Genomic DNA, 14342 nt, shown 5'->3' on the forward strand with positions numbered 1-14342 from the left:
TCGTCATCTCAGCCTCCGACGATCGGTTGGAAGAACAGGACGACGTCGCCGTCGCTGAGGGCCGTCGCGGGACGCGCGTCGCGCGGCACGAAGCGGCCATTGAGCGCCGTTGCGACTGCGGCGGGCTCGCGCCGTTCGAGTTCCAGCAGTTGCGCGAGCGTGGCGCCGGCGGGCAGCGCTACGGCGCGGTCGTCGAGCCGCACGGTGATCGAGGGCAGGGCGGTCATGGGAAAGTCTCCAGGGAATCGGTGGCTGGAACGCGCTCGCCGATGAGCGCGCCGAGCGTGGCCAGGCCGGCCTCGCCGAGCAGCCGCTCGACCAGCGCGGGCGCCAGCAGCCAGCCGTGGCGGTACAGGCCGTTGAGCCGCAGCAGGCCGGGCTCGTGATGGGTGAAGGGCAGGTTGTCGGGGAGGGCCGGGCGCAGATGGCGATCCAGCCGCACGATTCGCGCCTCGGACAGCGCCGGCAGCACGCTCTGCGCCGCGGCCATCAGTTCGACGGCGGAGCGCAGCGACATGGGGCTGCGGTCCTCGCTCTCGATCTCGCTGGCGCCGACGACGAGTTCCTCGCCGGAGCGGGGGACCAGATAGACGCGATGGCGCGGATGCAGCAGCCGCGCGGGATGCCTCAGGCCATGGCCCGGCAGCGACAGCGTGACGATCTCGCCCCGCACGCCGCGCAGCGGCAAGGGCGGCCGCGCGCCCAGACCGCGCGCATCGATCGCCCAGTCGCCGCGCCAATGCCCACCATCGGCGAAATGGAACTCGCCCGGCAGCACTTGGTCGACGGGCCGCGCCCAGTGCCAACGCACATCGGCCGCGCCTGCCTGCAGCGCGGTCATCGCCGCGAGCGGCGAGATCAGGCCTTCGCGCGGCAGCAGCCAGCCGCGCAGGCCCGGCGCGAGCATCGGCTCCCGGGCGCGCAGCGCCTGGGCATCGAGGGGCTCCGCGCCCGGCATGCGCATCAGCGCGCGCTGCGCGGCGCCCAGGTCCGCGCGATGCGCCAGCAACAGGCTGCCGTTCGCCTGCAGCGGCACGGGCAGCGGCAGCGCCGCCACGATGCCGGGCCACAGCGCCAGCGAACGCCATCCCAGCGCGGCGATCGCGGCGCCGCCCTGCTCCTGCTCGGCGAGCGGGCTCAGCATGCCGGCCGCGCTGAACGCGGCGGCCCCCTGCGCGTCGAAGGCGTGCGCCGGACCGGGCGACGCGTCGAAGACCTCGACGCGATGCCCGGCGCGCGCGAGCGCCCACGCGAGCAGCCGCCCGGCGAGCCCCGCCCCGGCGATGGCGATCGCGGCCATCGCGCTCAGTCCTGGCGGATCGGGATGTAGAGCTCGGCGCCGCCGGCGCGGAACTCCGCGCTCTTCTCGCGCATGCCGTCCTCCAGCTGCGCGCTGTACTCGCGCACGTCCTGCGTGATCTTCATCGAGCAGAACTTGGGCCCGCACATCGAGCAGAAGTGCGCCACCTTCGCGCTGTCCTTGGGCAGGGTCTCGTCATGGAACTCGCGCGCCGTCTCCGGATCCAGGCCCAGGTTGAACTGGTCCTCCCAGCGGAACTCGAAACGCGCCTTGGACAGCGCGTCGTCGCGGGCGCGCGCCGCTGGATGGCCCTTGGCGATGTCGGCCGCGTGCGCCGCGATCTTGTAGGCCATCAGGCCCTGCTTGACGTCGTCGCGGTCGGGCAGGCCCAGGTGCTCCTTGGGCGTCACGTAGCACAGCATCGCGCAGCCGAACCAGCCGATCATCGCGGCGCCGATGCCGCTGGTGATGTGGTCGTAGCCGGGCGCGATGTCCGTCGTCAGCGGGCCCAGCGTGTAGAAGGGCGCCTCGTCGCAGTGCTTGAGCTGCTCGGTCATGTTGGCCTGGATCATGTGCATCGGCACATGGCCCGGGCCTTCGATCATGGTCTGCACGTCGTGCTTCCATGCGATCTTCGTCAGCTCGCCCAGGGTGCGCAGCTCGGCGAACTGGGCCTCGTCATTGGCGTCGGCCAGCGAGCCCGGCCGCAGGCCGTCGCCCAGCGAGAAGCTGACGTCGTAGGCCTTCATGATGTCGCAGATCTCTTCGAAGTGCGTGTAGAGGAAGTTCTCGCGGTGGTGCGCGATGCACCACTTCGCCAGGATCGAGCCGCCGCGCGACACGATGCCGGTGCGGCGCTTGACCGTCATCGGCACGAAGGGCAGCCGCACGCCGGCGTGGATGGTGAAGTAGTCGACGCCTTGCTCGGCCTGCTCGATCAGCGTGTCGCGGAAGAGCTCCCAGGTGAGGTCCTCGGCCACGCCGCCGACCTTCTCCAGCGCCTGGTAGATCGGCACGGTGCCGATGGGCACGGGGCTGTTGCGCAGGATCCAGTCGCGCGTGGTGTGGATGTTGCGGCCCGTGGAGAGGTCCATCACCGTGTCCGCGCCCCAGCGCGTGGCCCACACCAGCTTCTCGACCTCCTCCTCGATGCCCGAGCTGACCGCCGAGTTGCCGATGTTGGCGTTGACCTTGACCAGGAAGTTGCGGCCGATGGCCATCGGCTCGAGTTCCGGATGGTTGATGTTGGCCGGGATGATGGCGCGGCCGCGCGCGACCTCGTCGCGGACGAACTCGGGCGTGATGATCCCGGGGATCCGCGCGCCCAGGCCCTGGCCGGCCAGGCGCTGCTCGCGCTCGCTGTCGGCGAGGTACTCGTGCATCCAGGCGCGGCGGCCGTTCTCGCGGATAGCGACGTACTCCATCTCGGCGGTGACGATGCCGCGGCGCGCGTAGTGCATCTGCGTCACGTTGGCGCCGGACTTCGCGCGCCGCGGCGTGCGGTTCAGCGCCGCGCTCTGCGCGCGCAGCGCCTGCTGCTGCGCGGCCTCGCGCAGGCCGTCATCGAAGAGCTGGATCGGGCGGCCGGTGTAGGCCTCGGTGTCGCCGCGCGATTCGACCCAGGCGGCGCGCGTGGCGGGCAGGCCGCGACGCACGTCGGTGGTGACGGCGGGATCGGTGTACGGACCCGAGGTGTCGTAGACGGCGATGCGCTCGCCGTTGGTCAGCGCGATCTCGCGCAGCGGCACGCGCAGCTGCGGATGCAGCACGCCGGCCTCATGCGTCTTGGTCGACGCCGGCAGCGGCGCGCGGCTGGCGGCGAGGCGGTCATGGAACTCCGCGGCGGCATCGGGGCTTGCGGCGGTCGGGGGCAGGTTGTGCGTCAGGTCCAGCATCAGGGTCTCCGGTTGGGCGCCGGAGGCTGGACTGAAGGGAACGCGGGCGGGAGGAACTGGGCCCTTCTCGTGGCACGGCGCACGGGCGGCGCGCGAGGAATGCGCGGGGATCGCCGAGGTGCGCCTGGAAGGGCGGGCTCTTCTTACGCCGGTACGAACCGGATCAAGTTCAGCGGGTCCACAGCTTCATCGCCATGTCTCAGCCCGTGCCGCGCCGCGCTGTCGCGCGGATCGGCCCAGGGCACCCCGGAGCAGGCGCGCAGTATAGGCCGGTCGGTGCGCGGGGCCGCGAGATCGTGACTTCCTCGACGCCATCGGCCCTGCGGCCCGCTGTTACATCCTGATTCCGGGCAAACCCCGAGGTCTCGTCACGGTGGTGACTTCTTACACTGCGGCGCTCATGCCGGGGCGCGAGAACCAAGACCAAGAGCCGTAGACAAGACCGGCGTTGTCTCCAAAAGAGAGCAACCAGCGCAATCGAGAGGGTGGAGTGATGAGCAGCCGTAGTCTCCTGAACGTCCGGCGTCACGGTCTGGCGCTGTGCCAGGTCTTGAGCTTGTCCCTGGTCGCGATGGCCGCGCAGGCGCAGACGGCGACGTCCGCCGCGCCCGCCGATCCCAAGGCCCCGATGAGCGATGTCGACCGCGCCAAGCGCGATGCCGACAAGGTTTTCCAGTGGATCAAGTTCCACGCCGAGAAGGGCGAGAAGAAGACCCCCGAACGACACGAGGCCAAGGCCGACGCGGCCAAGCCCGTTGCCCGTGCGGTGGCCACGGCCGCGCCGGCGCCCGCAGCGCGCCGCCAGGACCTCGATCCCGCGGCCGAACGCGCGCTCGCCACGCGCAACGCCGCGCAGGAGGCGCCCGCGGTCGCCGCGGTCGGCGCCTCGCCCGCGCCGCTCGCGCAGACGGCAGCTCAGACGGTGGCGCCGCCCTCGACCGCGCCGCAACCGCTGTCGGAGGCGCCCGCGCCGCAGGTCGTGTCGATGGCCGCGCCGTCCATGGCCGCACCGGCCGGCCGTGCGCCCGAGCCGGAACCACCCGAGGCCGACGAGCCGGTGCCGCTCAAGCTCGTCCGCAAGGTCGATCCCGAGTACCCCCGCGCCCTGCTGGCCCAGCAGCGCCAGGGCTCGGTGCTGGTGCAGTTCACCGTCCGGCCGGACGGCTCGGTGGATGCGGCGCAGGCGATGCGTTCGCCCGATCGCAAGCTGAGCGCCGCCGCGATCAACGCGGTCAAGCAATGGCGCTTCGAGCCGATCCCGACACCGCGCCAGGTGAGCGTGGAGATCGGCTTCCAGGTCGATTGACGCGAGGCGCCGCCGCGAGGGCGGCGCTCAGAGCCCGTACATCGCCGCCTGGTCGAAGGGCGCGAGCTCCGCGGCCATCGCGTCGAGGAACAGCCGCGTGCGCAGCGGCATCAGCCGTCGCTGCGGGAACACCGCCCAGCAGGTCGACGGTTCCGCGCACCAGTGCGGCAGCACGCGCGTCAGCTCGCCGCGGTCGACGAAGCCCTGCGCGTACTGGTTGCCGACCCAGGTGATGCCGAGACCCGCGCGCGCCATCTGCAGCAGCATGTCCGGCGCGTTCACCAGCGTGCGGCTGTCCGGCACGCCGACCCACTCCGTCCGCTGGTCGGCCTTGCCGTCGACGATCCCGGACAGTCGCCACGGCAGCGGCTCGCCGGCGCGGCCCAGGATCATCAGGCCATGCATGCTGAGCAGGCCCTCGGGCAGCTGGGGCTCGCCATGGCGCTGCAGGTAGGCCGGCGACGCGTACAGCCCGCTGCTGAAGATCGCCAGCCGACGCGCCGCCAACTGGCTGTCCGGCGGCAGCTGGCCCATGCGCACCGCGATGTCGAAGCCTTCCGCGATCAGGTCCACGCGCCGGGGCGACAGGTCCAGCTCCAGCTGCACCTCCGGGTAGTCGCCGACGAAGCGGCTCAGCATCGGCGTCAGCATCTGGTGCGCGAAGTCCGCCGGCATCGACACCCGCAGCCGACCGGTGGGTCGCTGCTGCCGATGCAGCGCCAGCGCCAGCGCGCCGTCCACCTCGCCCGCCAGCGTCCGCGCATGCTCGAGCACGCCCTGGCCGAACTCGGTCAGCGTCAGCCGCCGGGTGCTGCGCTGGAGCAGCTTCTCGCCCAGCCGTTCCTCCAGCGCCGCGATGCGCCGCGACACCGTCGACTTGGGCAACTGCAGCCGCTCGGCCGCGCGGCTGAAGCTGCCGCTCTCCATCACGCGGGCGAAGACGAGGAGGTCGTCGGCATCAAGGCTCATGGGGGCATCCGTCGAAGAGGGGGGCAGAGGGGGAACGAGGGAAGAGCGGAGGGGCGGGAAGGGGAGAGGTGGATTGTTCGCCCAATGGAACAATCTTATCCAGTACGGCGTCTTCTGGTGTTGGAGGGGGATCAATACAGTTCATTCCATCCCATCACACCCCCGGCTGATTCAGCCGAAACGCCCGGAGAAACGCACCATGAACATCCTCCAGATCAATTCCAGCGCCCGCCGTCTGCATGAAGGCCAGGGTTCGGTCTCGACCCTGCTGGCCAATGAAGTGGTCCAGCAACTGGTCGAGCGCAACCCCGGCGCGAAGACGGTGGTGCACGACCTGGCGGTGCGTCCGCTGCCGCCGATGGACGAGGCCACGCTGGGCGCGCTGTTCACCCCGGCCGACGCCCGCAGCCAGGCGCAGGCCGACCGCGTGGCGTTCAACGACCAGCTGATCGCCGAACTGCAGGCCGCCGACGTGATCGTGCTGACCGCGCCGATGATCAACTTCGGCGTGTCCTCGCAGCTGAAGAACTGGATCGATGCCGTGGCCCGCGCCGGCGTCACCTTCAGCTACGGCGCCAACGGCCCGGTCGGCCTGGTCACCGGCAAGAAGGTCATCGTCGTCAGCTCGCGCGGCGGCGTGCACCGCGGCCAGCCGACCGACAACATCGTTCCCTACCTGCAGGTGACGCTGGGCTTCCTGGGCATGACCGACGTGAAGTTCGTGCTGGCCGAGGGCCTGAACATGGGCGAGGAAGCCGCGGCCAAGGGCCTGGCGGTCGCCCGTGAGGAAATCGCCGCGCTGTTCGGCGAAGCGCAGCCGGCCTGAGCTCGACCGCTTTCGACCGTTTTTGACCGTTGCCCACCCGATGCGGGTGGGCCCCTCCGGGGGAAGGGCCTCTCCCCCTCGTTCGACACTCCCCCCTTCTGGAAAGGATCCACCATGACCGCCGCCACCCCTGCCACCCCTCTTCGGACGCCCCGCCAGGTCGAGCGCCTGGTGCAGGGCAGGGCCACCCGCGACGGCGCCGGCGTCAAGCTGACGCGCGTGCTGACGCAGGACCTGCAGCGGCGCCTGGATCCCTTCCTGATGCTGGACGCCTTCGGCACCGACGATGCCGACGACTACATCGCCGGCTTCCCCGACCATCCGCACCGCGGCTTCGAGACCGTGACCTACATGCTGGAAGGCCGGATGCGCCATCGCGACTCGGCCGGCCATGAAGGCCTGCTGGGCCCGGGCGGCGTGCAGTGGATGACCGCCGGCCGCGGCGTGATCCATTCGGAACTGCCCGAGCAGCAGGAAGGCCGCATGGAAGGCTTCCAGCTGTGGCTGAACCTGCCGGGCCGCGACAAGATGCGCGACCCCTGGTACCGCGACATCACCAGCGCCGAGATCCCCGAGCTGGCGCTGCCAGGCGCGACGGTGCGCGTCATCGCGGGCGAGAGTCAGGGCGTGGCGGGCGCGGTGCAGCGCGACGCGACGCAGCCGACCTACCTCGACATCCGCCTTGAGCCCGGCGCGAGCTTCGAGCAGGCGCTGCCCGAGTCGCACAACGCCTTCGTGTACGTGTACCGCGGGGCGCTGCGCTTCGACACCGGCTGCCTGGTGCCGAGCGGCCGGATGGCGATCCTGGCCAACACGGCCGGCTCGGACGGCGTGCGGCTCACGGCGTCGGAGGAAGGCGCGCGCGTCATCCTCGTGGCCGGCCAGCCGCTGGGCGAGCCGATCGCGCAGTACGGCCCGTTCGTGATGAACACCGAAGGCGAGCTGCTCCAGGCCGTGCGCGACTTCCAGGCCGGCAAGTTCGCCTGAGCCCCGGTCCGACTCGACGCGCCGCCGGCGGCCCTCCCGGGGCGCGGGCGGCGCGTGACCGCTTGCGGCAGCCGTCGGCCCGACAAGCCGGCCGCGGGCGGGGACACGCACCCCGCCCGCGACTTCTCATCGCGGCGTCTTGAGCGGCGGCACCACGGGCGCGAGCAACCGCGGCCCGTCGAAGCCTTGCACCGCGCCGAAGCGGCCGCCGTCCTCGCGGCTGTTCCATTCCTCGGCATAGGCCTGCATTTCCTCGCGGTTGCGACCGACGAAGTTCCAGAACAGCAGCACCGGCTCGCCGAAGGGCGGGCCGCCCAGCAGCAGCGCGCGGCTCTTGCCGCCGCCCGACAGCAGCTTCAGCGATTGCGCGCCCGGCGCCAGGTACAGCAGCTCGCCGGGCTTGCTGGCGCCGGCGGACTCGCCGTCCAGCGTGACCGAGAGCTCGCCCTCCAGCACCATCAGCCCGTACTCGTGGTCCGGATGCAGCGGCAGCGTCGCTTCGGCGGCGCGCGTCGCGCTCAGGTCCATGCCCAGCAGCGGCGTGTGGCTGGGCACCGGCGAGCGCTGGCCGCCGAACTCGCCCACCAGCAGCATCGTCTCGAAGCCGCCGGTGGCGAACGACGGCAGTTCCGGGAAGTGCTGGAAGGCCGGCTCGCGATGGCGCACCGCGTCGGGCAGCGCGATCCACAGCTGCGCCAGCTGGAGGCGGTCCGACTGCGATTCCTCGGTGTGGCTGATGCCCCGGCCCGCGGTCATGAGGTTCACCTGGCCGGGCCGCAGCATCTGCTCGGAGCCCAGGCTGTCGCGATGCAGCACCTCGCCCTCGATCATCCAGCTGAAGGTCTGCAGCCCGGTGTGCGGATGCGGGCCCACGCGCATCGCCGTCTCGGGCGTGAGGTCGGCCGGGCCGGCGTGGTCCAGGAAGCACCAGGCGCCGATCATGCGGCGCCTGGCGGTGGGGATCGCGCGGCGGATGCTCAGGCCGCCGACATCGCCCAGGTGCGCGCCGATGCGCTCCCAGCGGGCGGGGACGGGATCGGCATGCGGGCCGATGGCCGGGTCGAGGGGGACGCTCATGGGAGGGCTCCTTGTGAGAGGTCGTCGAGGATGGGGCAGTCGGGGCGGTCGTCGCCGTGGCAGCAGCGGGCCAGCTCGGCCAGCGCGCGCCGCATGGCCTGCATCTCCGCCAGCCGGCGGTCCAGGTCGGCGATGTGGGCCTCGGCGATGCGCTTGACCTGGCCGCTGGCGCGGCGGCGGTTCTGCCAGAGCTTGAGCAGCTCGGCGATCTCCGCCATCGAGAAACCCAGGTCGCGCGCGCGGCGGATGAAGCGCAGCGTGTGCACCTCCTTCTCGCCGTAGAGGCGGTAGCCCGAGCCGGTGCGCGCCACCGGCGGCAGCAGGCCGAGCGACTCGTAATGGCGCAGCATCTTCGGCGAGACACCGGAGCGCTCGGCCGCCTGGCCGATCGTCAGCGGCGCGGCGTCGTTGGCGGGCACGCCGTTGCCGGCGTCGGCCGCCTCGTCGCGGCGGTGCCTGGCGCCGGCGACGCGTGTCCTCATCGGGGCGGCAGCGGTCATCGGGCGGATCCCTTCCAGCGCTTGAGCAGCAGCGCGTTGCCGAGCACGGAGACGCTGGACAGCGCCATCGCCGCGCCGGCGATCACCGGGCTCAGCAGTCCCAGCGCCGCCAGCGGCACGCCCAGCAGGTTGTAGATGAAGGCCCAGAACAGGTTCTGGCGGATCTTCGCGACCGTCGCGCGCGACAGCGCGATCGCGTCGGCGACCAGTCGCGGGTCGCCCCGCATCAGCGTGATGCCGGCGGCTTCCATCGCCACGTCGGTGCCGCCGCCCATCGCCAGGCCGACATCCGCCGCGGCCAGCGCCGGCGCGTCGTTGATGCCGTCGCCGACCATCGCCACGCGCGCGCCGCCGTCCCGCAGCCCGGCGACGATGCGCGCCTTGTCCTCCGGCAGCAGCTCGGCGCGGACCTCGTCCAGGCCCAGTGCGTCGGCCGCCGCCCTTGCCGCCGCGGCGTTGTCACCGCTCAGCATCAGCGTGCGCAGGCCCAGCGCCTTCAGCTCGGCGATCGCCGCGGCCGAGGTCGGCTTGGCGCGGTCGCCGAAGGCCAGCATCGCCAGCAGCACCGGCGCGCCCCCGGGCTCGACCGCCGCCAGCCACGACAGGGTGTGGCCGCGCGCCATCTCGGCGTCCGCCTGCGCGGCCAGCGGCGACAGGTCGACGCCCAGCGCCGCCATCCAGCGCCCGCTACCCAGCTTCAGCGCGCGGTCCTGGACGCGGCCCTCGATGCCGCGTCCCGCGACCGCACGGACGGCGGTGGCCGGCACCGTCGCCAGCGCGCGCCCGGAGGCGGCGTCGCGCACCGCGCGCGCCAGCGGATGTTCGCTGCCTTGCTGCAGCGCCGCGGCCAACGCCAGCGCTTCGGCCTCGTCCTGGCCCGGCACCGCCGCGAAGGCGGTCAGCCGCGGCTTGCCCTCGGTCAGCGTGCCGGTCTTGTCGAACACGACCAGGTCGACGCGCCGCGCCTGCTCCAGCGCCTCGGCATCCTTGATCAGCAGGCCGCGTCGCGCCGCGACGCCGGTGCCGACCATGATCGCGGCGGGCGTCGCCAGTCCGAGCGCGCAGGGGCAGGCGATCACCAGCACCGCGACCGCATGGATCAGCGCGCGCTCCCAGTCGCCGCTCGCCAGGCCCCAGCCCACCAGCGTGATGGCGGCGATCACCAGCACCGCCGGCACGAACACCGCGCTCACCTGGTCCACCAGGCGCTGGATCGGCGCCTTGTGCGCCTGCGCCGACTCGACCAGCCGCACGATGCGCGACAGCGTGGACTCGGCCCCCAGCGCGGTGACCTCGACCAGCAACAGGCCCTCGCCATTGACCGCGCCGCCGACGACGCGGTCGCCCGCGGCCTTCTCGACCGGCAGGCTCTCCCCGCTGATCAGCGATTCATCGACGTGGCCCGCGCCTTCGCGGATGCGGCCGTCGGCGGGAATGCGCTCGCCGGGGCGCACGACCATCAGGTCCCCCAGCCGGAGCTGCGCGAGCGGCACGTCGATCTCCCGTAGCGCATCGGCCGGGCCGCGGCGCACGCGGGCGTGCTCGGGGCGCAGCTGCTTCAGCGCGGCGATGGCGCTGAGCGTCTGGCGCTTGGCGCGTCCCTCCAGCCACTTGCCGAGCAGCACCAGCGTGATCACCGCGGCGGCCGATTCGAAGTACAGCGCGCCGCTCGCCGGTCCTTGCCGGAGCAGCTCGTAGACGCTCAGCCCGTAGGCGGCGCTGGTGCCGAGCGCGACCAGCAGGTCCATGTTGCCGCTGCGGTCCTTCAGTGCGGCCCAACCGGCGCGGTAGAAGCGCGCGCCCAGCCAGAACTGCACCGGCGTGGCCAGCACCAGCTGCCATCCGCCGGACAGCATCAGGTGCCCGCCCCAGAGCATCGCGACCATCGGCGCGATCAGCGGCAGCGTCAGCAGCGCCGCGACCAGCACCGGCCAGCCGGTGGCCGACCAGGGCGGCGGCGCGGGGGGCGCGTCGTCCTCGACGGCGAGCCGGCGCGCCTCGTAGCCAGCCTTGCCGATGGCTGCGACCAGCGCGGCCGCGTCCACGCCGGGCAGCAGGCGCACGGTGGCGGTCTCCAGCGCGAGGTTCACCTGGGCGTCCTCGACGCCGGGCACCTTGCGCAGCGCGCGCTCGACGCGGTTGACGCAGCTCGCGCAGGTCATGCCGGCCACGGCGAGCTGGAGCTCGCCGGCCGGCGCGGTGGGGGTGGGGGCGGTGTTCATGGCGGCAGTCTCAAGCTTGCCATGATGGGAAGGTCAAGGCCATGCCCCGGATGGGAGAAGCGTCATGCGGCGCTCGCCTTGACCCTGCCACGATGGCAAGGTTTAACCTTCGGGCCGTTCCTCCCGTTCCTCCCGTTCCTCCCGTTCCTTTTTCCCAGGAGTTCCCCATGCATGAATTCAAGCTGCCCGACATGAGCTGCGGGCACTGCCTCGCCGCCGTGACCGAGGCCGTCAAGGAGGCCGACGCCAAGGCCGAGGTCGATGTCGACCTGCCGCAGAAGACGGTGCGGGTGGAAAGCGGCCTGAGCCGCGAGCAACTGGCCGGCGTGCTCAGCGAGGCCGGCTACCCGCCGGCCTCCTGAGTCCGCCGCGGGCGCTCAGGCCCGCTTCAGCGCCTCGCCGTCGAACGGCAGCTGGCGCAGCCGCTTGCCGGTGGCCGCGAAGATCGCGTTGGCCACGGCCGGCGCGATCGGCGGCGTGCCCGGCTCGCCGATGCCGCCGGGCGCCTCGCTGCTCTGCACGATGTGCACGTCCACCTTGGGCATCTCGTTCAGGCGCAGCACCGGGTAGTCGTGGAAGTTGCTCTGCTCGACCTTCCCGTCCTTGAAGGTGATGCGGCCATACAGCGCCGCGGACAGGCCGTAGACCACGGCGCCCTCGATCTGGCGGGCGATGGTCTGCGGGTTGACGGTCTGGCCGCAGTCCACCGCCGCGGTCACGCGATGCACCTTGATCGCACCGTCCTTGCCGACGGACACCTCGGCCACCTCCGCCACCCAGGTGCCGAAGCTCTCGGCCACCGCGATGCCGCGGTGCCGGCCCTTGGGCAATGGGCGGCTCCAGCCGGCCTTCTCCGCCGCGAGCAGCAGCACGCCGCGCGCGCGGGGATGCTTCTCCAGCAGCGCCAGGCGGTACTTCAGCGGATCGGCCTTGGCCGCGTGCGCGAGTTCATCGATGAAGCTCTCGATGAAGAACGCGTTCTGGGAATGCCCCACCGAGCGCCAGAACCACACCTGCGGGCCCGGCTCCGCGCGGCCGTAGGCGACGCGCTGATGCGGGATCTCGTAGGGATGGTCCGCCAGGCCCTCGACGGCCATCGCGTCGACGCCGTTGTCGGGGATCTTCATGAAGCCGGAGGCGGCCATGATGGACGGGCTCGCGACCTCGGCCCGCAGCATCAGCGGCTGGCCCTTGTCGTCGAGCCCGGCCTCGAAGCGCACCCGCGAAGTCGGGCGGTAGTAGCCCGCGGCCATGTCGTCCTCGCGGGTGTAGACCAGCTTCACCGGGCTGCCGCTGAGCTTGGACAGCAGCGTGGCGTCGATGGTGAAGTCCGGCGCGAAGCGGCGTCCGAAGCCGCCGCCCAGCAGCAGCGTGTTGACCTTGACCTTGGCCGGCGTGACCTGCGCGACCTGCGACAGGATGCCCTGCGCCGGTCCCTGGCTCTGCGTGCCGGCCCAGATCGTGACCTCGTCGCCGCGCACCCAGGCCAGGCAGTTCAGCGGCTCCATGCAGGCGTGGGCGAGGTAGGGCACGTCGTACTGCGCGGTCAGGCTACGCGCTGAATTGGCGCTGCCATCCTTGACGTTGCCGGTCTCGCGCGCGATCGCGCTGGGGTTCTGCAGGGCTTCGTCCAGCGTCGCCGAGACCTTGTCGGTGGACAGGTCCGCGTGCGCGCCCAGATCCCACTCGATGCCGAGCGCGTCGCGCCCCTGCTTCGCGGCCCAGTAGCCATCCGCCAGCACCGCCACGCCGGACGGGATCGCGATGACCTTGCGCACGCCCTTGATCGCCTTGGCCTTGCCCTCGTCGAAGGCCTTGGGCTTGGCGCCGGCGATCGGCGCGCGCGCCATCACCGCGACCAGCATGCCCTCGACGTGCGCGTCGATGCCGAACTTGGCGGTGCCGTTGATCTTGGCCGCGCTGTCCAGGCGGCGCGTGGGCTTGCCCATGATGCGGAAGTCCTTGCGGTCCTTCAGCACCGGCTTCTCGGGCACGGCCTGTTTCGCGGCGGCCTCGACCAGCGCGCCGTAGCCGAGCTGGCGGCCATTCGGGCCGATGACCTGGCCGCGCTCGGTTCGCAGCGACGCGGCATCCACGCCCCACTGCTGCGCCGCGGCCGCGACCAGCATCTGGCGTGCCGCCGCGCCGGCCTGGCGCACCGGCGTCCAGTGCGCGCGCACCGTCGTGCTGCCGCCGGTGGCCTGCATGCCGAACATCGGGTTGTTGTAGGCGGCGCTGGCCGGCGCCTGCTCGACCGAGACCAGCGCCCAGTCGGCGTCCAGTTCCTCGGCCACCATCATCGGGATGGCGGTCAGCACGCCCTGGCCCATCTCGGCCGAGCCGCAGACCACGGTGACCTTGCCGTCCGGCGTGATGCGCAGCCAGGCATTGGGTGCGAAGGTGTTGCTGGCGGGGGCCGAGGCGGCCTGTGCCAGCGCGGCGCGCGTCGTCGCCAGCGGCAGCGCGAAGGACAGGGTCAGCGCCGCGCCGGTCTTGAGCAGCCCGCGGCGGCTCGGGGATTCCACGGTGATGCCCATGATCAGCCTCCCTTCGCCAGCGTGGCCGAGGCGTCGTGGATCGCCGCCCGGATCTGGTTGTAGGTGCCGCAGCGGCAGACATTGCCGCTCATCGCGCCATCGATGTCCGCGTCGGTGGGCTTCTTCTTGCCGGCCAGCAACGCGCAGGCGCTCATGATCTGGCCGCTCTGGCAATAGCCGCACTGTGGCACGTCGATCTTGAGCCAGGCCTTCTGCACCGCCCGGCCGGTGGGCGTGGCGGCCACGCCCTCGATCGTCGTGATCTTCTTGCCGGCCGCGGCCTCCAGGGGCGTCTGGCAGGCGCGCACCGGCTGGCCGTCCAGGTGGACGGTGCAGGCGCCGCACAGCGCCATGCCGCAACCGAACTTGGTGCCGGTCAGCTGCAGGTCCTCGCGCAGCGCCCACAGTAGCGGCATCTGCGGATCGGCATCGAGCGTCACCGCCTTGCCGTTCACGGTCATCGAAATGGACATGGGGATTCCTCCTGGGGGCGCCTGGGGCGGATCCACCGCGCCCGGTCCTTCGCGAAGGGGCCGGGTCTTGCGGCGGGGGTGCGCAAGGGTAGCGCTTTCGCTTCAAAACCGTGCAGGGACAGGTCTTGATGCCGCCTTCGAGGGTCAACCCGGCAGGGTTCACCCGCACGAGAGGGCGATGGGCGCACCCGAATGGTGCCGCTCCCAGGCGGGAGGGTTTTCCCGCGCTTTGGGTGAGGTAACGGACCGT

General features: G+C 72.0%; 13 protein-coding genes and 1 riboswitch. Of the genes, 4 read left to right on the forward strand and 9 right to left on the reverse strand.

The genetic code is table 11. The annotated features are described in order from the left end of the window. Window positions 1–8: 8 nt before the first annotated feature. The 3 genes from thiS to thiC are packed head-to-tail and all read right to left on the reverse strand — an operon-like array spanning window position 9 to window position 3195. A complete protein-coding gene (thiS, locus tag FHT37_RS21405; protein WP_091719973.1) occupies window positions 9–227 on the reverse strand; it encodes a sulfur carrier protein ThiS in 219 nt (72 codons plus the stop codon). After that, entirely contained in the window at window positions 224–1300 is a 1077-nt protein-coding gene (locus tag FHT37_RS21410; protein WP_183484390.1) for an FAD-dependent oxidoreductase, read from the reverse strand. Before FHT37_RS21410 ends, thiS begins: the two co-directional genes overlap by 4 nt. 5 nt (window positions 1301–1305) lie before the next feature. After that, window positions 1306–3195: a phosphomethylpyrimidine synthase ThiC gene (gene thiC / locus FHT37_RS21415; RefSeq protein ID WP_183484392.1), complete on the reverse strand. Its 1890-nt coding sequence runs from the start codon at window positions 3193–3195 to the stop codon at window positions 1306–1308. A 123-nt stretch (window positions 3196–3318) separates the two neighbouring features. Next, window positions 3319–3454: riboswitch (TPP riboswitch) on the reverse strand. 234 nt (window positions 3455–3688) lie between these two features. Here thiC and FHT37_RS21420 point away from each other — a divergent pair. Next, on the forward strand, window positions 3689–4501 hold the full coding sequence (locus FHT37_RS21420) for an energy transducer TonB (RefSeq protein WP_183484395.1): 813 nt from the start codon (window positions 3689–3691) through the stop codon (window positions 4499–4501). 27 nt (window positions 4502–4528) lie between these two features. On the opposite strand, the gene FHT37_RS21425 is transcribed toward FHT37_RS21420, so the two are convergent. Then, window positions 4529–5470: a LysR family transcriptional regulator gene (locus FHT37_RS21425; protein ID WP_183484398.1), complete on the reverse strand. Its 942-nt coding sequence runs from the start codon at window positions 5468–5470 to the stop codon at window positions 4529–4531. A gap of 199 nt (window positions 5471–5669) precedes the next feature. Between FHT37_RS21425 and FHT37_RS21430 the strand changes: the two genes are divergently transcribed. Together FHT37_RS21430 and FHT37_RS21435 are read left to right on the forward strand one after the other, a co-directional pair. Beyond that, window positions 5670–6296 carry an FMN-dependent NADH-azoreductase gene (locus FHT37_RS21430; RefSeq protein WP_091719988.1) on the forward strand — a complete coding sequence of 209 codons (627 nt, stop codon included), beginning with the start codon at window positions 5670–5672 and terminating at the stop codon, window positions 6294–6296. A 114-nt stretch (window positions 6297–6410) separates the two neighbouring features. Then, window positions 6411–7283, forward strand: coding sequence for a pirin family protein (locus FHT37_RS21435; RefSeq protein ID WP_091719992.1), 873 nt, complete (start codon window positions 6411–6413; stop codon window positions 7281–7283). A 126-nt stretch (window positions 7284–7409) separates the two neighbouring features. On the opposite strand, the gene FHT37_RS21440 is transcribed toward FHT37_RS21435, so the two are convergent. The 3 genes from FHT37_RS21440 to FHT37_RS21450 form a co-directional block, all read right to left on the reverse strand. After that, entirely contained in the window at window positions 7410–8360 is a 951-nt protein-coding gene (locus FHT37_RS21440; protein WP_183484401.1) for a pirin family protein, read from the reverse strand. Continuing rightward, a complete protein-coding gene (locus FHT37_RS21445) occupies window positions 8357–8710 on the reverse strand; it encodes a MerR family DNA-binding protein (protein WP_254783356.1) in 354 nt (117 codons plus the stop codon). Before FHT37_RS21445 ends, FHT37_RS21440 begins: the two co-directional genes overlap by 4 nt. 146 nt (window positions 8711–8856) lie before the next feature. After that, the gene (locus FHT37_RS21450) at window positions 8857–11082 is read right to left on the reverse strand and encodes a cation-translocating P-type ATPase (protein ID WP_091720001.1); all 2226 of its coding nucleotides are present in this window, start codon (window positions 11080–11082) and stop codon (window positions 8857–8859) included. Window positions 11083–11249: 167 nt separating this feature from the next. Here FHT37_RS21450 and FHT37_RS21455 point away from each other — a divergent pair, with 167 nt between their 5' ends. Beyond that, window positions 11250–11444 (forward strand): heavy-metal-associated domain-containing protein, encoded by a 195-nt coding sequence (locus FHT37_RS21455; protein WP_091720003.1) that lies wholly within the window; start codon window positions 11250–11252, stop codon window positions 11442–11444. 15 nt (window positions 11445–11459) lie between these two features. Here FHT37_RS21455 and FHT37_RS21460 read toward each other — a convergent pair whose 3' ends face one another. Together FHT37_RS21460 and FHT37_RS21465 are read right to left on the reverse strand one after the other, a co-directional pair. Further along, window positions 11460–13619: a xanthine dehydrogenase family protein molybdopterin-binding subunit gene (locus FHT37_RS21460; protein ID WP_183484406.1), complete on the reverse strand. Its 2160-nt coding sequence runs from the start codon at window positions 13617–13619 to the stop codon at window positions 11460–11462. Window positions 13620–13621: 2 nt separating this feature from the next. Further along, window positions 13622–14092 carry a (2Fe-2S)-binding protein gene (locus FHT37_RS21465; RefSeq protein ID WP_217648365.1) on the reverse strand — a complete coding sequence of 157 codons (471 nt, stop codon included), beginning with the start codon at window positions 14090–14092 and terminating at the stop codon, window positions 13622–13624. Between the last annotated feature and the right edge of the window lie 250 nt (window positions 14093–14342).

It is taken from the genome of Mitsuaria sp. BK037 (genome assembly GCF_014193045.1).
In the GTDB taxonomy this organism is placed as follows: domain Bacteria; phylum Pseudomonadota; class Gammaproteobacteria; order Burkholderiales; family Burkholderiaceae_C; genus Roseateles.